Source organism: Cedecea sp. NFIX57 (assembly GCF_900177785.1).
GTDB classification, from domain to species: Bacteria; Pseudomonadota; Gammaproteobacteria; order Enterobacterales; family Enterobacteriaceae; genus Cedecea; species Cedecea neteri_C.
This window is the reverse complement of the sequence record NZ_FXAS01000004.1, coordinates 80347-98455: the sequence shown is the minus strand read 5'-3', so window position 1 is coordinate 98455 and position 18109 is coordinate 80347. Positions and strand designations below refer to the sequence as shown.

The 18109-nt window shown below is 58.8% G+C and carries 14 protein-coding genes; 7 read left to right on the top strand and 7 right to left on the bottom strand.

Translation table 11 applies throughout. The annotated features are described in order from the left end of the window. Nucleotides 1–362: 362 nt before the first annotated feature. Entirely contained in the window at nucleotides 363–1520 is a 1158-nt protein-coding gene (gene ampH, locus B9Y90_RS04360; RefSeq protein ID WP_085540348.1) for a D-alanyl-D-alanine-carboxypeptidase/endopeptidase AmpH, read from the top strand. A 16-nt stretch (nucleotides 1521–1536) separates the two neighbouring features. On the opposite strand, the gene B9Y90_RS04355 is transcribed toward ampH, so the two are convergent. The 3 genes from B9Y90_RS04355 to pheP form a co-directional block, all read right to left on the bottom strand. Further along, nucleotides 1537–2559 (bottom strand): sensor domain-containing diguanylate cyclase, encoded by a 1023-nt coding sequence (locus B9Y90_RS04355; RefSeq protein WP_085540347.1) that lies wholly within the window; start codon nucleotides 2557–2559, stop codon nucleotides 1537–1539. A gap of 133 nt (nucleotides 2560–2692) precedes the next feature. Next, on the bottom strand, nucleotides 2693–3595 hold the full coding sequence (locus B9Y90_RS04350) for an EamA family transporter (protein ID WP_085540346.1): 903 nt from the start codon (nucleotides 3593–3595) through the stop codon (nucleotides 2693–2695). Between the two features lie 134 nt (nucleotides 3596–3729). Further along, complete coding sequence (pheP, locus tag B9Y90_RS04345; RefSeq protein ID WP_085540345.1) at nucleotides 3730–5121, bottom strand: phenylalanine transporter; 1392 nt, start codon at nucleotides 5119–5121, stop codon at nucleotides 3730–3732. Nucleotides 5122–5262: 141 nt separating this feature from the next. On the opposite strand from pheP, the gene B9Y90_RS04340 reads away from it, so the two are divergent. From B9Y90_RS04340 to B9Y90_RS04315, 6 genes are all read left to right on the top strand, one after another. Beyond that, the gene (locus tag B9Y90_RS04340) at nucleotides 5263–5658 is read left to right on the top strand and encodes a VOC family protein (RefSeq protein ID WP_085540344.1); all 396 of its coding nucleotides are present in this window, start codon (nucleotides 5263–5265) and stop codon (nucleotides 5656–5658) included. Between the two features lie 125 nt (nucleotides 5659–5783). Then, on the top strand, nucleotides 5784–7493 hold the full coding sequence (locus B9Y90_RS04335) for an ABC transporter substrate-binding protein (protein WP_441302646.1): 1710 nt from the start codon (nucleotides 5784–5786) through the stop codon (nucleotides 7491–7493). Between the two features lie 52 nt (nucleotides 7494–7545). Next, nucleotides 7546–8505: an ABC transporter permease gene (locus tag B9Y90_RS04330; protein ID WP_085540342.1), complete on the top strand. Its 960-nt coding sequence runs from the start codon at nucleotides 7546–7548 to the stop codon at nucleotides 8503–8505. Next, the gene (gene opp4C, locus B9Y90_RS04325; RefSeq protein ID WP_085540341.1) at nucleotides 8505–9452 is read left to right on the top strand and encodes an oligopeptide ABC transporter permease; all 948 of its coding nucleotides are present in this window, start codon (nucleotides 8505–8507) and stop codon (nucleotides 9450–9452) included. Before B9Y90_RS04330 ends, opp4C begins: the two co-directional genes overlap by 1 nt. Beyond that, the gene (locus B9Y90_RS04320) at nucleotides 9449–10429 is read left to right on the top strand and encodes an ABC transporter ATP-binding protein (RefSeq protein ID WP_085540340.1); all 981 of its coding nucleotides are present in this window, start codon (nucleotides 9449–9451) and stop codon (nucleotides 10427–10429) included. Before opp4C ends, B9Y90_RS04320 begins: the two co-directional genes overlap by 4 nt. Continuing rightward, complete coding sequence (locus B9Y90_RS04315) at nucleotides 10426–11397, top strand: ABC transporter ATP-binding protein (RefSeq protein WP_085540339.1); 972 nt, start codon at nucleotides 10426–10428, stop codon at nucleotides 11395–11397. Before B9Y90_RS04320 ends, B9Y90_RS04315 begins: the two co-directional genes overlap by 4 nt. A gap of 3 nt (nucleotides 11398–11400) precedes the next feature. Here the strand turns inward: B9Y90_RS04315 and B9Y90_RS04310 are convergent, their stop codons facing one another. Genes B9Y90_RS04310 through B9Y90_RS04295 form a run of 4 tightly spaced genes read right to left on the bottom strand, consistent with a single transcriptional unit; the run spans nucleotide 11401 to nucleotide 18035 of the window. Next, nucleotides 11401–13020, bottom strand: coding sequence for a cyclic peptide export ABC transporter (locus B9Y90_RS04310; protein ID WP_085540338.1), 1620 nt, complete (start codon nucleotides 13018–13020; stop codon nucleotides 11401–11403). 33 nt (nucleotides 13021–13053) lie between these two features. Further along, a complete protein-coding gene (gene fhuB, locus B9Y90_RS04305; protein ID WP_085540337.1) occupies nucleotides 13054–15045 on the bottom strand; it encodes a Fe(3+)-hydroxamate ABC transporter permease FhuB in 1992 nt (663 codons plus the stop codon). Continuing rightward, on the bottom strand, nucleotides 15038–15898 hold the full coding sequence (locus B9Y90_RS04300; protein ID WP_085540336.1) for an ABC transporter substrate-binding protein: 861 nt from the start codon (nucleotides 15896–15898) through the stop codon (nucleotides 15038–15040). Before B9Y90_RS04300 ends, fhuB begins: the two co-directional genes overlap by 8 nt. Before the next feature lie 4 nt (nucleotides 15899–15902). Then, complete coding sequence (locus B9Y90_RS04295; RefSeq protein ID WP_085540335.1) at nucleotides 15903–18035, bottom strand: TonB-dependent siderophore receptor; 2133 nt, start codon at nucleotides 18033–18035, stop codon at nucleotides 15903–15905. Between the last annotated feature and the right edge of the window lie 74 nt (nucleotides 18036–18109).

The following is an 18109-nucleotide window of genomic DNA, read 5'->3' as shown; positions in this document are numbered from 1 at the left end:
CAATCGCGGTACGCCTTAGCCGTTACTAAGATTCCGGGGTTCAGCAATAGTTGCATTCAGACCGTTAATAACGAGCAGAATAATACGCACTTTTTGTCAAAGCAGAGTAGTGAAATTATCTGCCTTTAAGATTATTTAAGATCTTTCTTTGCAACCCCCTGGCAGCGCTGCAAGCAGGGACGTACAAACAGGCAAAAAATGCTTTATTAAGCCGCAACTGGCAAACTTTTATACGCCAGCTGGTGATGTAACGCACGGTTACGCTTTTCAGGCCACAAACGCTGAATTGACGCTTTGCATAAGGGCGCAGAGTAGTATAAATACCTGCAATACCGCCTTATTTTTCTAACTGGATTTTTGCGTTGAAAACTCGTCTTCCTCGTCTTCTTTTGCTGGCCGCTGCGCTGCTGCCGTCACTCGGTTTTGCGCAACCGTCTCCGGCGCCTGAATTTGCCGCCGACGTTGTCGATCGCTATGCCAACCATATTTATTACGGCAGCGGCGCAACCGGCATGGCCATCGTGGTTATCGACGGTAACCAGCGGGTATTTCGCAGCTTCGGCGACACCAGACCGGGCAATAACGTTCGCCCGCAGCTGGATTCGGTGATCCGCATTGCCTCACTAACGAAGCTGATGACCAGCGAAATGCTGGTAAAAATGCTCGATCAGGGCAAAGTCCAGCTCAACGATCCGCTCAGCAAATATGCGCCTCCAGGTGCCCGGGTGCCGACCTTTAATGGCCAGCCGATTACGCTGATTAACCTTGCCACGCATACCAGCGCCCTGCCGCGTGAACAGCCAGGCGGCGCTGCGCATCGCACGGTGTTTACCTGGCCAACGCGGGATCAACGCTGGAACTGGCTTTCACAGGCCACACTGAAAGCCGCTCCGGGCACCGTGGCAGCTTATTCAAACCTGGCGTTTGACCTGTTGGCCGATGCCCTGTCCCGAGCAACCGGCAGGCCATATGCCGACCTGTTCGATGAGCAAATTGCCCGCCCGTTGGGCATGAAAGACACCACCTTTACCCCTTCGCCAGACCAGTGTAAACGGCTGATGATCGCCGAGAAAGGCGCCAGCCCTTGCGATAATACGCTGGCGGCGGTTGGCAGCGGCGGCGTCTACTCTACCCCCGGCGATATGATGCGCTGGATGCAGCAATTTCTCTCTTCCGACTTCCATCATCGCGGCAGTCAGGCAGACAGAATGCAAACCCTGATTTATCAGCGCAGCCAGCTGCATAAGGTCATTGGTATGGATGTGCCGGGCAAAGCCGACGCGCTGGGCATGGGCTGGGTCTGGATGTCACCGAAAGAAGGGCGCCCGGGCATTATTCAAAAAACCGGCGGTGGCGGCGGCTTCATCACCTACATGGCAATGGTGCCGCAGAATAACGTGGGCGTTTTTGTGGTGGTCACACGCTCGCCGCTGACCCGTTTTGTCAACATGAGTGACGGCGTGAACGATCTGGTGACCGAACTCAGCGGCAATACGGCCGTAGTCGCGCCAGCATCCTGACAATTGCGCGCGGCGTTTAGCTTACCGCCGCGCCATTTTTACGGCGCTTTTTATCTACATACATAAGGGTGTCCGCCTCACTCAGGGCATCGTCCGGCGTGGTCGTCGCCGGGTTAACGGCGATAGCCCCAATGCTGGGCCCAGCATAGTCAATGACGCAAGATTTTAGCTCATACTCTCCGCTCAGCAGCTCTGATAGCCTGGCACGAAAAGCACCGGTCGCTCGCAAGGCTTCGCTGTATTCAGTTGGCCCCGCCCCGGCAACGATAAACTCATCGCCGCCCAGTCGTCCTAATATTTCATCGCCCCTCACACCCTCTTTCAGCCGCTGACCGATGGCGCGAAGGAAATCATCTCCGGTTTCATGGCCGTGCATGTCGTTTATTTGCTTAAATCCGTCCAGGTCAGCAAAGGCCACCAGCACGTATCGGGCGTCATCTTTGGCACGCGAGAACAAACGGGGAAGCTGATCGAAGACCGCGCGGCGGTTAGGTAACCCGGTTAATTCATCGGTGTAACTGGCAGTTGTCAGCGCAACGTTGGCCTGCTGCAGCTTTTTCATCAGCTGCTCATTTTGGATCTGCTGGGCAATCAGCTGAGAAAACAGCTGTAAAACCTGTTCGCTGTGATCGGTCAGTACGTGCTGCTCAGAGCTGGCGGCGCACAGCGTACCGTAGAGCGAGCCATCGGCAAGAGTTACGGGCGTGCTCACGTAGGTCACAATTCCCAGCGCCTTTGCCGCTTCGGAGTCACCCCAGACGCTTGCGACATCGCAGGTATAGCGGCGGCCTTCGTCTAACGCGCGTTTACACAGCGTGTCTTCCCAGGGGACGGAGAGCCCTTCCGGGATATTCATCGCCCTGGTATTACGGGAGAACACAATTTGCTGCTGGCTGCCCTCCGCGTCGATGCGGGTCAGGTAGGTGGATTCCATATTGGTCACCAGCTCCAGCATTTCCAGCAGCTGTCTGACCAAACCTTCCAGGGTGTATTCGGCGTCTAAGGCGGAAGAGATACGCTCAATTAGATTATCAATCATCACACTGAAATACCTTTATCGGAGGTGCAGACTTGCGCCGGGAAGCGCACTTTTTACCGTATCACAACGGCAACTTCTACCCCTCAAAATATGATATTACCGCCGGTAATTAAACCTTGCAAAATGTAGCGCCTTAGTGTGAATGCAGCTTTCCCCGGGAATCCAGAGAGATAAGCACCACCGAAGAGATAATCAGCAGCGACCCCAGCCAGTCCGGCAGCGTAAAGCTAATGCCCAGCAACAGCACCGACAGCAATGCGCTGCTTAACGGCTCCGCACAGCTAAGAATGCTGGCCTTTGGCCCGCCAATCATTTGCGCCCCGGTCAGGTAGAGGCTGAAGGTAATCGCCGTGCCGACTATCACCAGGTAGAAGAAAGCCAGCAACGTGCCGCCGGTGGCGGTGAAACTGCCGATCTGGCTGGCGTAAAACGGCAGCAGCGCCGTGCCGCCCAGCAGCATACTCCAGCCCACGACGGGCAATGTGCCGTAGCGAGCAATCAGCGTCGAGGGATAGGTCGTGTAGAACGCAGCGGCAAACGCGGAAGCGATACCCCAGAACAACGCGCTGCCAGAAATCGTAATCGATGCCGGGTTGCCGTGGGTCACCAGCACAAACGTCCCGATTAGCGAGGTGCCAATCGCGGCATAAACCAGTTTGCCGGAGCGCTTTTTGCACACAAAGGCAAACCAGGCCACGATAATGGTCGGCGAGAGGAATTGCAGCACCGTCGCTGTCGCGGCGTTGGACTTTTCGATGGTCAGCAGGAAGGTCAGTTGCACCGTCAACGCGCCGCAGAGGGTAAAAATCAACAGAGAAATCAGGTCGTTTCGTTGCTTAAATACAGCGAAGATTTTATCCCCGTGCATAAACGACAGCATTAGCAGAATCAGACCGGAGAACAGCAGCCGCAGCATAGTCAGCGACGCCGAGGAAATATGGCTTTGCTCCATGATGTACTGCGCACAAACCCCGGAGCTTCCCCACAGCACCGCCGCAAACAACACATACAGCATCCCTTTCCGACTAACGCTCATTCCCCTGCCCTTTTAACACCCGTTTCTTTAGGGCAGCATGATAGCGTAAATCCGGGAGGATAAGGTGCCGGACAGTGCTGTTGCCCACGTCCGGCGGAGTAAAATTAACTGACTTTAGAGCGCCGTATGACGACTTATGCTTTACGACACAGCAGCTTAAAGGCAATAAAGAGGAATACTATCCAGGCCGGCAGCAGCATGGCAGACACGCGCATCCCGTCGATGGTACACATCAGCCCCAGCACCATCATCATAAAAGCAATGCACAGGTAGTTGCCGAACGGGTAAAGCAGCGCCTTAAAGCGAGTTTCATGCCCCTGACGGCGCATCGCGCGGCGGAACTTAATGTGCGCCAGCGAAATCATAATCCAGTTCAGCAGCAGCGTCGCCACTACCAGCGCCATCAGCAGGCCAAAGGCATCATGCGGCAGCACGTAGTTTAAAACGACCACCAGCGAAGTGATCGCGCCAGACAGCAGCAGTGAATTCACCGGCACGCCGCCACGGCTGACTTTCGCCAGGAATTTTGGCGCATTGCGCTGTACGGAGAGGCCAAACAGCATCCGGCTGTTGGAATACACGCCGCTGTTATAAACGGACAGCGAAGCCACCAGAATGACGAAGTTGAGCGCCGAGGCAACCACATTGCTGTTCAGCTCGTGGAAAATCATCACAAACGGGCTGCTGTTGGACTTGATCTCCAGCCACGGGTAGAGCGAAAGCAGCACCACCAGCGAGCCGATATAAAACAGCAGAATGCGATACACCACCTGGTTAACCGCCTTCGGAATGGTGGTTTGCGGCGAACGCGCCTCAGCAGCCGTAATGCCGATAAGCTCCAGCCCGCCGAACGAGAACATGATCACCGCGAGGGACAAAATCAGCCCGTGCCAGCCCGTGGCGAGGAAGCCGCCGTGCTGCCAGAGGTTGCTCACGCCCGCCCGCTCACCGCCGTGTCCGGAAGCCAGCAGCCAGATGCCGAAGCCGATCATGCCGACAATCGCCAGCACCTTAATCAGCGCAAACCAGAACTCCATCTCGCCATAAAGGCGCACGTTCACGAGGTTCGCGGCGTTAATCACCACGAAGAACAGCGCCACCCATGTCCAGGTCGGCACATCCGGGAACCAGTACTGCATATAAATACCGCCAGCGGTCAGCTCCGCCATGCCGACCAGCACGAACATCACCCAGTAGTTCCAGCCGGACAGGAAGCCAGCAAACGGCCCCCAATATTTATAGGCAAAATGGGAAAACGAACCGGAAACCGGCTCTTCAACCACCATCTCACCGAGCTGGCGCATGATCAGAAATGCGATGATCCCCGCCACGCCGTAGCCCAGCAGGACGGCAGGTCCCGCCATTTGGATCGCCGGGCCAATGCCGAGAAAGAGTCCGGTGCCAATCGCACCGCCCAGCGCAATCAGCTGAATATGGCGATTCTGCAAGCCGCGCTGTAATTGATGGCCATCCTCCGGCCCCGCACCCTGGCCCTGTGGCTCAGAGGCGACTGACGTGTTTTTCACGCCCTGCTCCTTTGTGATTTGTCAAAGGGGCACCTTTTAACATCTGAAGTTATGAGTGGCAAGGAATGGTTACACTTCGGAAATAATCTACGGTGAATGTTATGCTCACGCCCGTTTTTCACCAGAGGAAAGGAGCAGGCATTGAAAACGCAAAAACGGGCGCTGGGCTGCGTGGCTATCGTCGTGGATGATTACGACAAAGCGATTGAATACTACACCCAAAAACTGGGCTTCACGCTCGTGGAGGACATCCCTCAAGAGGGAAAACGCTGGGTTGTGGTCACGCCAAACCCGGAAAGCGATTGCCACCTGCTATTGGCCAAAGCCACCAACGAACGCCAGCGCGCTGCTATTGGCGACCAGTGCGGCGGCAGGGTTTTCCTTTTCCTTCACACCGATGATTTTTGGCGCGATCACGCCATGATGACGGCCAACGGCGTGCATTTCTGCGAAGTTCCGCGAGAGGAAGAATACGGCACAGTTGCGGTCTTTGAGGATCTCTATGGCAACCGCTGGGATCTGCTCCAGCACAACTAATACGCTTTGTACGGGCAAAGGAATAAATCGCTATAAGGCATAGCTTTTCGTTGTTAGACAGGCAAGATCCGGGCTTTTATCTTTCGTCATGATTTGTAAATTTTACAGCAAAAAATCTTGAGGGAATGCTATTGGCCAGGTTACTTGACGCATTACAAACAAAACCCACGCGCTTTCGCCTGGCCTTACAGGCAGCCCTGATTAGCAGCATGGTGGTTTTCTCCGGCGCGGCGGCGGCCGATGACGTCTTAAAAGAAGGCATCACGCCCGCCACCGACGCGAGCCAGATCCCGGCCACGGCCAAGCTGCGCAAAGACACCGTGGTCGCCGGGATTTCCGAACCTCAGGGCATCTTCAACCCTTACTTTTTCGTTAACGGCTGGGATGAAAACGTCACCAACGTCATTTTCTCACGCCTGATTGACTGGGACAGCCACGGCAATCTGGTCCCTGGCCTCGCCGAAAGCTGGACGGTCAGCCCGGATGGCAAAGTCTATACCATCAAACTGCGCCCTAATCTGACCTTTAGCGACGGTTCCCCGCTGACCGCCGAAGACGTCGCGTTCACGCTCACCGTGCTGTATGACCCGAAATATGATGGCGATACCGACATCACGCTGGCCAACATTGCGGGCGGTGCCGAATACAAAGCCGGGAAAGCCGACAGCGTCAGCGGCCTGAAGGTTATGGATCCGCTCACGCTGCAGATCACCACCACCCAGCCGGGTGCGACCACGCTGGGCAAGATAGGCGGCCCGGTGCTGTCGAAGGCCTACTATGGCAAAGGCTACCAGCGCGGCAATCTGGATTACCTGCGTACCTTGCACGGCAAACCGCTGGGCAACGGCCCGTATGTGTATGAGAAATACATCCCAGGGCAGGAAATCCGTTTCCACGCCAACACCCATTTCTATCGCGGCACGCCGCCAACGCCGCGCTTTATTTACCGCGTGACTAACCCGTCCACCAACTTCCAGCTTTTCCAGACCGGCGAGACGGATTACGACGCCTTTACTTCCCGCCCGGACGATATCGAGCAGCTAAAACTGCTGGGCTTCGCCAATATTAACCTTTACGGCTCCAGCGACTACAGCAAGGTCGAATTCAACGTTCGCCGCCCGGCGCTGCAGGACGTAAAAGTTCGCCAGGCGCTGATCTACGGCCTGGATCGCCAGAAGCTGATCGACGTGGTCTACCAGGGCTACGGCACGGTTGCCAACGAACCTATCTCACCGATCTCCTGGGCCTATAACCCGGAAGGCGTGAACCCGTATAAATTCGATCAGGCGCAGGCGAAAAAGCTGCTGGATGAAGCGGGCTGGAAGCCAGGCCCGGACGGCATCCGCGTGAAGGACGGCAAACGCCTGGAGCTGACGCTGCTGGTCAGCAAAAAAGTGCTGAACGACGCGCTGATCCCCATCGCCAAAGAGAACTGGCAGCAGATCGGTGTGCTGCTGAAACCGCAGGTTGTTGATTTCAACGCCCTGATGGCGCAGCGCAAAGCGGGCAACTACGATCTGGCCTCCTTCAGTACCAGCACGCTGAACGATCCACACGACGGCGTCTGGGATTACTACAGCACCGAAGCCAAAGAGTCCGGCTATAACAACCCGCAGGTGGACAAGCTGATTAACGAAGGCAACGCCACGCTCGACGAAGAGAAGCGTAAAGCTATCTACCACGAGCTGTACAAAGTGCTGGCGGCAGATCCTCCAGTGATTCTGCTTGGCAACCGCAAAATCCTGTCCGCCAGCAGCGCCCGCGTCACCGGCTTTAAGCCGGATATCTACAACGGTCTGACCGGCAGCCTGCCTGATGTGAAAATCGTCAGGTAACGCAGTAATCCTTGCCGTCGCCCTTTACCGGGGCGGCGGCAGTGAGAACGTGATGAAAAATTTTATTCTGCGCCGCCTGCTGCAAACCCTGCCGATGCTGCTGCTCGCCTCGTTTATCATCTTTATGCTGTTTGCAAAAACACCCGGCGACTTTATCGACGGTAACATTACGCTGACCGCCGCCCGTGCCGCCGAACTGAAGGCCATTTACGGTCTCGACCAGCCGTTGTTCACCCGCTATATCCACTGGCTTGGGCAATTGCTGACGGGAGACTTAGGCTTCTCTCTGCAGTATCAAATTCCTGTTAGTCAGCTACTAAACCAGTACATCTGGAACTCTTTCCTGCTGGCTTCCATCGCGCTGGTGTTCTACTGGGGAATTGGTCTGGCGGTGGGGATTGTTTCGGCCATGAGGCCCAATTCGCTGTTTGACCATCTGGTGAGCGTGCTGGTGTTCGCCGCCATGTCTTTCCCGACCTTTTTCCTCTGCCTGTTGCTGATCAAGTGGTTCGCGGTGGATCTGCACTGGCTGCCCGTCGGCGGCATGACCAACACCGGCAGCGACGCCACTGGCTGGGCCTACGTCGTGCAGGTTGCCGCCCACCTTATGCTGCCCGTACTCGCGCTGGTGATGCTGCAGGCGGGCAGCCTGACGCGCTACTTCCGCGCCAGCATGCTGGACGTAGTGAAGATGGATTTTATTCGCACCGCTCGCGCCAAAGGGCTGCGCGAACGCACAGTTATTCTTAAACACGCCCTGCGCAATGCGCTGCTGCCGATCATCACCCTGCTGGGCTTTGAGCTGCCGGGGCTGTTCTCCGGGGCGATCATTACCGAAAAAGTCTTTAACTGGCCGGGAGCCGGCCACATTCATATTGATTCCCTTGCCGCCCGTGACTACCCGGTTCTGATGGGCTTCACGCTGTTTCTGGCGGGGCTGACAATTCTCGGTAACCTGATTGCCGACGTGCTTTACGCGTGGGCCGACCCGCGCATTCGGGTGAGGTCGTGATGCTCAGTTCTCTGTTTTCTACTAACCGCCGCCTGCGCAAGGCCGAAATTCCGGCCCTGGCACAGGTGACGCCTTCACCGTGGCGTCAGGCCTGGCAGACGCTGAGGCGCAACCGCCTGGCAATGTTCTGCCTGATACTGCTGATAGTGATGGCGGTGTGGTGCGCCCTGGGGCCGCTCTGGTCGCCGTGGAAGGACGATGCCACCGACGTCCTGATGATCAACAAACCACCGGGCGAAATACACTGGTTGGGTACCGACTTCCTCGGGCGCGACGTCTACACTCGCCTGTTGCTGGCCGGACGCATCTCATTAATTATCGGCCTGCTGACCATGCTGCTCTCGGTCACTCTCGGCTACCTGCTCGGCGCGGTTTCCGGTTACCTCGGCGGCTGGACCGACAAACTGATTATGCGCCTGGCAGACCTGGTGATGACCATTCCCAGCCTGCCGCTGCTGATCGTCGCGGGCGCTATGCTGTCGGAACTCGACTTCTCGCCGGACTCACGCATTTACATGGTGGTTATCATGCTGAGTCTGCTGGAGTGGCCGAAACTGGCACGCCTGGTGCGCGGGCAAATCCTCTCCCTGCGCGAACGTGACTTTATGCTGGCAACCCGCGTATTAGGCCTTTCCGCCCGTCGCCGCCTGTTCGGGCATCTGCTGCCGAACACCATTCCAATTCTGGTGGTGATGGCAACGATGGCGGTGGCCAACGCCATTTTGATGGAATCAGCGCTGAGCTACCTCGGCCTTGGTGTCGTGCCGCCCACGCCTTCGTGGGGCAACATGATGGACAGCGCCAACAGCCTGATCGACTTCCAGCGCCGCCCGTGGCTGTGGATGCCGCCGGGTATCGCCATTTTTATCACCGTGATCGCGATTAACGTACTGGGCGATGGCCTGCGTGATGCGCTGGATCCGAAAATGAAGCGAGGCGCCAAATGAACGAAGCGCTGATTGAGTTTAACAACCTTGTCCTCTCCTTTGCAGGAGAGCAGGGACGCGTGCGTGCGGTGCAGGACGTGTCGTTTACCGTTCACGCCGGGCAAACCGTCGGCGTCGTCGGCGAGTCCGGCTGCGGCAAAAGCGTGACGGCGATGTCGCTGATGGGACTGCTGCCTCCGCAGGCGGCACGTATCGACGGCGGCGAAATCCTGTTCCAGGGAAAAAACCTGCTGGGGCTGAAGCCTGCGCAGATGGCAGATTTGCGCGGCAACGAACTGGCGATGATTTTTCAGGAGCCAATGACCGCCCTGAATCCGGTACTGACTATCGGCGACCAGCTTTGCGAGCCACTGATCCGCCACCGGGGAGAAACGCCCAAAGCCGCCTGGCTGCTGGCGACACAAATGCTGACCGACGTCGGGCTGGCGCGAGCGGAAAACCTGATGGCCAGCTACCCCCACCAGCTTTCCGGCGGGATGCTGCAACGGGTGATGATCGCCATGGCGCTAAGCTGTAGGCCAAAGCTGCTGATCGCCGATGAACCTACCACGGCGCTCGACGTCACTGTTCAGGCGCAGATCCTCCGTCTGCTGCGGGATCAGGCTCACCAGCACCGTATGGCGCTGATGCTGATCACCCACGATCTCGGCGTTATCGCCCAGATGGCGGAACACGTCGTGGTGATGTATGCCGGGCGCATCGTCGAGCAGGGGCCAACGGCTGAGGTGCTCCGCCATCCGCTGCATCCGTATACCAAAGGGCTGATCGCTTCCCGGCCAATCCCCGGCGAGCGCCGTCGCAGGCTCTATTCGATCCCCGGCCAGGTGCCCGATTTAGCTGCCCTGCCGCCTTACTGCGCCTTTACCGATCGCTGCGAACGCGCCACCGAGCGATGCCGTCAGGGCATTCCGCCGCTGCTCGGCCGGCAGCGACAGGTCGCCTGTTTTTACAGTGAGTTAGCGGAGTCCGTATCGTGAACACTCAGTTCGTTATTGAAGTCGAAGGGCTCAAAAAACACTTTCCGCTGCACGATGGTCTGTTCGGCCAACAAACCGGCGAACTGCGCGCGGTTGACGGCGTCAGCTTTAACATTCGCCAGGGCACCATTTTCGGCCTCGTGGGCGAGTCCGGCAGCGGGAAAACCACCGTGGGGCGCACCCTGCTCGGCCTGTACGACAAAACCGCCGGTAGCGTGAAGTATCGCGGCAAAGAACTGAGTGAACTGAGCGCCAAAGAGTCGCGGGCGCTGCGGCCTAAAATTCAGCTCGTATTTCAGGATCCTTATAGTTCGCTAAACCCGCGCATCCGCGTAGGCGATGCTATCGGCGAAGCGATGCTGGAGCACAAGCTTTGCACCCGCACCGAACTGCGGGACAAAGTGTTGGAAGTGATGATGATTTGCGGGCTGGCGCCGCAGCATTACAACCGCTTCCCGCATGAGTTTTCCGGCGGCCAGCGCCAGCGCATTGGTATTGCCCGCGCGCTGATCCTTAACCCTGATTTTATTATTGCCGACGAACCAATCTCGGCGCTCGACGTCTCCATTCAGGCGCAGATCATCAACCTGTTTTCCGATCTGCGCGACGAACGCGGCGTAACATTTCTGTTTATCTCCCACGATCTTGGCGTAGTGGAACACCTGTGCGACGACGTCGCGGTCATGTACCTCGGGCAACTGGTGGAAACGGCCAGCCGTGATGTGTTGTTCAGCCGGCCACTGCACCCTTACACACAGGCGCTGTTGGCCGCCGTCCCGACGCTGGATCCGGACAGCGAGCCGGTGGTCGCCATTCAGGGCGAAATCCCCGATCCCTCTCGCCCACCTTCCGGCTGCCGTTTCTCCTCACGCTGCCCGCTGGTCACCGACCGCTGTCGCCAGGAAGCCCCGGCGCTGCGTGAAGTGGGCGACGCTCACCGCGTCGCGTGTCATTTGGTGCAGATCTGAGATTCAGGCAGACAGCGGCCTGAGTAAGCTGTCTGCCACCACTTGCCCGGACTCCAGTTTGATCAATCTGTCCGCCAGCGGGAAATAGCGGTCATCGTGGGTAATAGCGAGCACCGTTTTTCCTTCTGCTTTCAGCATCGGCAGCAGCACTTTGTAGAACACCTCTTTAAAGCCGGGATCCTGATCCGCCGCCCATTCGTCAAACAGATAAAAAGGCCGGTTTTCCAGCCACGCCTGTAGCAGGGCGAGGCGTTTACGCTGCCCCTGAGACAGCGCCGTGGTCGAGAAACGCCCACCCCGGAAGGCTACTTTGTGGTCGAGCTTCAACAGATGCAGCAGCTTGTCCACCTGGTCAGCCGTGCGCTCGTGGACATTATCCACGTCATCAAACAGGAAGAAATCATTGAATACCACGGCGAAATGCTGGCGGTAGATTTCACGCTGCTCGGGCGTTATCAGCCTGCCGTTAAGTCGAAGGTCGCCGCTGTCCGGCGGATAAAGGCCCACCAGCAAGTTTGCCAGCGTGGTTTTCCCGCTGCCATTACCGCCCACCAGAAAGACCAGCTCGCCCTGGGTGAAACGAAGATTTAGCGGCCCGAGGGTAAAACGTTCCCCCTCTTCGCCCTGATATTCGTAGCGAATATCGGCCAGCTCGAGGCTGTCGAAACGGGGCAGGCTTTTCAGCGGCAGCAGCTTTTCCTGCGGCAGGTCGGTTTTAAGCTGGGCGATTCGCTGGAGCGCGATGCGGGCGCTGGTCACCGTCGGCAGCGCCGACAAAACGCCTTCTACCGGCACGATCATGTACAGAAAAATCATCGTGTAGCCGGTCATCACCGCCGAACTCAATGCCAGCGACTCCCGTAACCAGTACAGCACCACGCCGATAAACGCGAAGAACAGCACGCTGCCCCAGCTTTTCGCCAGGCCGTAAAACACATACCCGCGAGTACGTTCGATACGCACCGCCTCGATATTCTCGCTCAGCGGCCCATCGACAAAGTGCCGCCTGCGCGACGGGTTCAGGCGAAACTCACGCCCGCCATCGAACAGTTTTTTACACTGGGCAATCAGCGTATCTTCCCGCTGCCGAGAACTGCGCAGCAGCCCCAGCGCTTTGCCGTGGGCGGCGCGGTAACCCATCGCCCCCAGGCCAAGCACCAGCAGCGCCAGCAGCAGGACCTGCCACGATAGCGTGCCGAGGTAAATCAGGCAGCCGACAATCGCCGCCCCGTAGATAAGCAACCCCGGGAGGCTGACGAAAAAGACCACCAGCGTGTCGAGATCCTGGGTCAGGATGGACACCGCCTTTGCCATACCGGTTTTCTCCAGCTGCGCCCAGGCGGTTTCGCTGACATGATTCACCACGTCTTTGCGCAGCGTGGCCTTCACTTTTTGTCCGAGCCACATAAACAACGTTTCGGCCAGCACGCGGGTGCCCAGCATTAACGCGGCCAGCAGCACAAACTTCAGTGCCACATCGGCCAACCCATCGGGCGGCAGCGTCAGGCTATGGTTAATCACCGCCAGCAGCGAAGCGTTGCTTAACCCGCTGACCACGCTGGCAAACGCCGCCAGCACCAGCCAGCCGCCCACCAGGCGAAACAGCATCATTAACAGAGACATTGTTACTTCCTTTTCGACATTACTCTGCCGGCGCTATTGTTGATGTGTATGCGCCCGGCTACGGATCAGCGGCCATACCAGCAGCGGTACGCCGACCAGCGACGCCACCAGCCCCACGGGCAACTGACGCGGATACAGAAAATTGCGGCCCATCCAGTCCGCCAGCACCATAATCAGCGCGGACAGCAGCGCGGCGGTGAACAACTGCGCCATCGGGCGTTTCGCGCCGGCTTTTCGCGCCAGATGCGGCCCCAGCAGCCCGACAAACGACACCGGCCCGACGATCAGCGTAGCCAGCCCGGTCATCAGTGCGGCCAGCGTCAGCACGCTAATCCTGGCCCTGGCGACATTCACGCCCAGCGAGCCGCTCACCTGCCCGAGTGGCAGCAGTAGCAGCCAGCGTTTGCACAGCGGAGAAACCGCCAGCAGCAGCAACATGGCGAAGAACACGCCGATGGCGATGCCGTTATTGACATAGTAGGTGCTGCCGGTCATCAGCTGCAGCAGCATCGAACTGGCCTGGCGGTTATTGAGCATCACGATACTGGCTATGGCCTGGAACAACGCGTTCAGCGCCAGGCCGTTGAGCAGTACCCGCTGCGGGTTAAAGGCGCTCTGACGGCTGCTCCACAGCGTCACCAGCAGGCTAATCAGCGCCCCGGCGGCGCTGCTGAGGATCATCAGCCCGGTTCCCCCCGTCGGGACCAGCAGCAGAAATGCCGTCACACCCATCGCCGCCCCGCCGCCGATGCCGAGGATCTCCGGGCTTGCCAGCGGGTTGCCGCTGACGCGCTGCATCAACACACCCGCGGCTGCAAGCAAAGCTCCGGCACTCAATGCCGCCAGCAGGCGCGGCAGGCGCACCGGCAACAGAGCGGACTGTTCCGCAAGGGTCGTCCAGTGCCAGCCGTGCAGCCCCTGGCCGACAAACAATGACAGCACAATAGCCACCAGCAGCAGCACAAAAGCCATGCCCGCCGGGAAGCGCACGCCGCCCGCTTCGCCTTCGTAAGCCGAAGGCGTGGTGTCCAGCACCTGGTGCCGAGCCTTGCCCGCAAGCAGGATCAGTAGTGGCCCGCCGGTCAGGGCAGTTAACATCCCCACCGGCAGCAACTGCCCGTCCAGCAGCGTGATACGGCTGACACACAGATCGGTGAACCACAGCAAACCGGCGCCGATAAGCAGTGAATGGCAAAGCATTTGCCTCGTGGTACGCGCCCCGCCTGAGCGCGCCAGGTGCGGAGCGGCCAGGCCGATAAAACCAATCACCCCGACGCTATTGATGATTAAGGCGCTCATCATCAGCGCCATCGCCGCCGAACGGATCAGCAGCGGAGATGCGCCTAAGCTGCTCACCATCGCTTCCGGCAACCTGAGTAGCGCCAGCGGGCGCAGCAACAGCAATAAAGCCAGACTGCACAGCCCAAGCCAGGGCAGTATCGCCGTCACGCCGCCCCAGTCCTGCTGCGCCAGCGAACCTCCGCCCCACATCAGCACCGAAAGCAGAAAACGGTCGTTGATCACCGCCATGATCATGGTCAGCGAACCGCACCACAGGTTGACCAGCATCCCCGCCTGAATCATCACCAAAGGCGAAAGGCGCTGCCGCCAGGAGAGCAGTAAAACCAACAGCAAGGCGACAACTTCACCGGCAATCACTATGCCGGTTCGCGCAGAGAGCAGCGTCGCCGGGAACCACATCGACGCCACGCCCAAAGCCAGCGTCGCACCGGACGTCATGCCGAGAGTAATGGGCTCCGCCAGCGGATTGCGCAGCGCCCGCTGCATCAGCCAGCCACAAAGAGCCAGCACGGCACCACCGAGCCAGGCCATCACCTGGCGTGGGAACCACATGGAGTGCAGGATCACCGCCTGCGCGTCAGGTATTTGCGAGCTAAACAGCACGTTCAGGCCGTGAAGAAGTCCGCCCTGCTGCGCCACGTCTTGCATCGCCATGACGATACTCGCCAACCAAAGCACGGCAATCAGCAGCCAGGAAGCCGTCGTTTTTCCCGTCTCAGCCATGCTGCCACCCCGCCACGATTTGCCCCAATGCTTCGGCAATGCGCGTGGCCGTCACGAGCGCGCCGCCGGAATTAAATTTTTGCGCCGGGAAGGCCAGCTGAGTCTGAGAGGTGAGCGGCAGGCGCTGCCAAAGCAGTGAGCTTTGCCAGCGTTGGATCTGCGGTAATTGCCCGTCCTCCGGCAAAAGAATCAGTCCTGCATTTTCTGCACCAATGCGCGTCAGTTCGACCATCGCCTCGCCTTGCGCGTTAACGCCGCCGCGCCAGGCATTGCTGAAACCACAGCGAGACAGCACATCTCCGGCGAGGCTGCCCGCGCCGTAAAGCCGCATATGCAGCGCGTCTACCGGCGTGGCGATAAACAGCGGGCGTTGATAAGCCGAGGCAGATGCTCTGGCGCGAAGCGCAGCCTGTTCAAAGGCTGCTCTGACCGCATGAGCCTGTACCTGGCGCTGGAGTACAACAGCCAGCTTATCGAGGGAAATTTGCCATTCGGTGAGGCTGCCGGTCGGCAGAGTCAGCGTGGGCGCGATACGCTCCAGCTGCGGCTTAAGCAGCATATGGCCCGGCGTGATAACGATCAGATCGGGCTTCAGCGCATACAGAGTTTCGAGGTTTGGCTGAAACAGCAGGCCAATATCCACCACGCTGGCGGGCAGCTCCGGCGTGCCTATCAGCTTGCGGTACCAGTCGGGTGCCGATACCGACTGCGGCGTCACGCCGAGCGCCAGAATCAGCTCGGTCAGCCCCCAGTCCAGTACTGCCAGGCGCTGCGGTGGCCCGGAAACGGCACCAGCCGCCCCGATAAACGGGGCGGCCAGCGCAAAGGTCAGTAAACGTCTGCGAGAAAGCATTCGCTTACCACTGGTAGCTTAAGGTAGCCACGTACTGACGCTTAACCGCGTACTCACAGCCGTTGTTCTGACAGGCAGCGAGGTAGGTTTTGTTCGTCAGGTTGGCGGCGTTAAGGGCAACCTGCCACTGGCGATACTGCCAGCCGATGCGGGCGTCATATACTGTCGCTCCCGGCACCTGCAGCGAGTTATCCGTTGTCGCATAGCTTGGGCCGACATAGCGCACGCCGCCGCCGAGGGAGAAACCATCGAGCGGGCCGCTGAACGCGTACTGGCTCCAGAGCTTAGCCAGGTTACGTGAAATGCCCATCGGGTGCTTGCCTTCGCTGCCGTCATTCGCCTTCAGCACTTCCGGGTCGGTCAGCGAGTAAGACGCAAGGATCTGCCAGGCTGGTGTGACGTTCACTTTCCCTTCCAGCTCGATCCCCCGCGAGCGGATCTCCCCGGTCTGCACGCTGTAGTTCACATGGTCGGGATCCGGCGTGGCGACGTTAGTCTGACGCAGATCGAACAGCGCCAGGGTAAACAACGCGTCCATCCCGACCGGATCGTATTTCAGCCCGACTTCGGTCTGCTTGCCTTTGGTTGGCTTAAACGCATTGCCGTTAAAGTCGGTGCCGGCACTCGGCACAAACGAGGTCGAGTAACTGATGTACGGCGCAATGCCGTTATCAAAGTGGTACAGCAGCCCCGCGCGGCCGGTGGTGGCGTAGTCGTTGCGCGTCTGGTGAGTACCGTCCAGCAGGTTGGTCGCTTTGGTCTGCGCGCTGTCGTAGCGCCCCGCCAGGCTCATCACCCAGTTGTCCAGCGCCAGCTGGTCCTGCAGGTACAGCCCCGTTTGATCCATCGTCGAATGGCTGTTACTGGTGAACGCAGGAACCTCCACCGGCGTGCTGTAGTCCGGGTTGAGGTAATTCAGCGGCGAGGCATCGCCGTAGCCCGCCTGGCTGCGCACCGAGGAATGCATCACGTCCACACCCAGCAGCGCGGTGTGCGATACCGGGCCGGTATCAAAGCGGAACTCACCCTGGTTATCCGCCGCAAAGTTGCTCATCGTCTCGGTGAGATTCATCGAGTAGCGATCAACCAGCGGCTGAGTCGGGTAAGTCCCGAACGGATACACCATGCGGTAATCGGCGCTGCTGCTGATGTAGCGCACGTTCTGGCGCAGCGTAATGTTATCGTTCAATTCGGTACGGAACTGATAGCCGATGCTGCCCTGCCTGCGAGTGTAGGTATCAAAGCCCGGCTGGCCGCCGTAGAAATGGGTGCCGATATTGCCATTCGGGTTATTCACCAGCGTGCCCTTCACCGGCAGCATGTTATAGAAGCCGGTGTCAGGATCCTGGCGCAGCTGGGCCAGCAGCGTCAGGCTGGTGCGATCGTTTGGCTGCCAGGTCACGGACGGAGCGATGTCGTAGTGCTGGTAGCGGGTGTGATCGACCTGAGTTCTGGTGTCAAAGAAGGTACCCGCCACGCGGCCAAGCCACTCTTTGCTGTCGGTCAGCGGGCCGGTGACGTCAAACCCGGTGCCAAACTGGCTGTTATTTCCGGCGCTGACATAAACCTGGCCACCCGGCTGGGCCTGCGGCGTTTTGCTGACAAGATTCACCACGCCGCCAGGATTCGCCTGGCCGTAGAGCACCGAAGCCGGGCCTTTGACCACTTCAATGCGGGAGAGCAGGAACGGATCCCACGCCGGGCGGCTCCACCAGGCTTCACGCGGCAGGCGCAGGCCGTCCAGATATTCGTCGGCTTCAAAGCCACGCACCATGATGGTGTCAAAGCGGGTATCCGGGCCGGCATCTTCCGACGAGACACCCGCGACGTAGCGCAGCGTCTGGGGAATATTTTTTGCCGCCATGGCCGCGATTTGCGCCTGCGTCACTACCGAAATACTCTGCGGCGTGCGGCTAATCAGCGAGCTGGATTTCGTCCCCGCTACCGCTTCATGTGCCACCACATTGGTTTCATCTTCCTGGCCGGAAGATGAAGGCGCCGCGGCCGTAACAACCATCGTGCTGTCCTGTGCCGCCGGTTTGTCCGCTGCATGGGCAAAGCCCGCGCACGCCGCAAAGACCGCACAACTTAACGCCTTTAAAGGCATGTTCCCGTTTACCCATCCGCCCTGTTTCATATCGACCGTATCATGTTATAAGAAGAGGATCGAAATGATAATTATTCACCTTTAAAAGAGAAGAGCACTCGTGG

What these genes read in the sequence shown, in the direction of transcription:
- B9Y90_RS04355 (WP_085540347.1), bottom strand. Translation starts at nt 2,559, where the DNA reads ATGATTGATAATCTAATTGAGCGTATCTCTTCCGCCTTAGACGCCGAA.
- B9Y90_RS04350 (WP_085540346.1), bottom strand. Translation starts at nt 3,595, where the DNA reads ATGAGCGTTAGTCGGAAAGGGATGCTGTATGTGTTGTTTGCGGCGGTG.
- B9Y90_RS04335 (WP_441302646.1), top strand. Translation starts at nt 5,784, where the DNA reads ATGCTATTGGCCAGGTTACTTGACGCATTACAAACAAAACCCACGCGC.
- B9Y90_RS04330 (WP_085540342.1), top strand. Translation starts at nt 7,546, where the DNA reads ATGAAAAATTTTATTCTGCGCCGCCTGCTGCAAACCCTGCCGATGCTG.
- opp4C (WP_085540341.1), top strand. Translation starts at nt 8,505, where the DNA reads ATGCTCAGTTCTCTGTTTTCTACTAACCGCCGCCTGCGCAAGGCCGAA.
- B9Y90_RS04320 (WP_085540340.1), top strand. Translation starts at nt 9,449, where the DNA reads ATGAACGAAGCGCTGATTGAGTTTAACAACCTTGTCCTCTCCTTTGCA.
- B9Y90_RS04310 (WP_085540338.1), bottom strand. Translation starts at nt 13,020, where the DNA reads ATGTCTCTGTTAATGATGCTGTTTCGCCTGGTGGGCGGCTGGCTGGTG.
- fhuB (WP_085540337.1), bottom strand. Translation starts at nt 15,045, where the DNA reads ATGGCTGAGACGGGAAAAACGACGGCTTCCTGGCTGCTGATTGCCGTG.
- B9Y90_RS04300 (WP_085540336.1), bottom strand. Translation starts at nt 15,898, where the DNA reads ATGCTTTCTCGCAGACGTTTACTGACCTTTGCGCTGGCCGCCCCGTTT.
- B9Y90_RS04295 (WP_085540335.1), bottom strand. Translation starts at nt 18,035, where the DNA reads ATGAAACAGGGCGGATGGGTAAACGGGAACATGCCTTTAAAGGCGTTA.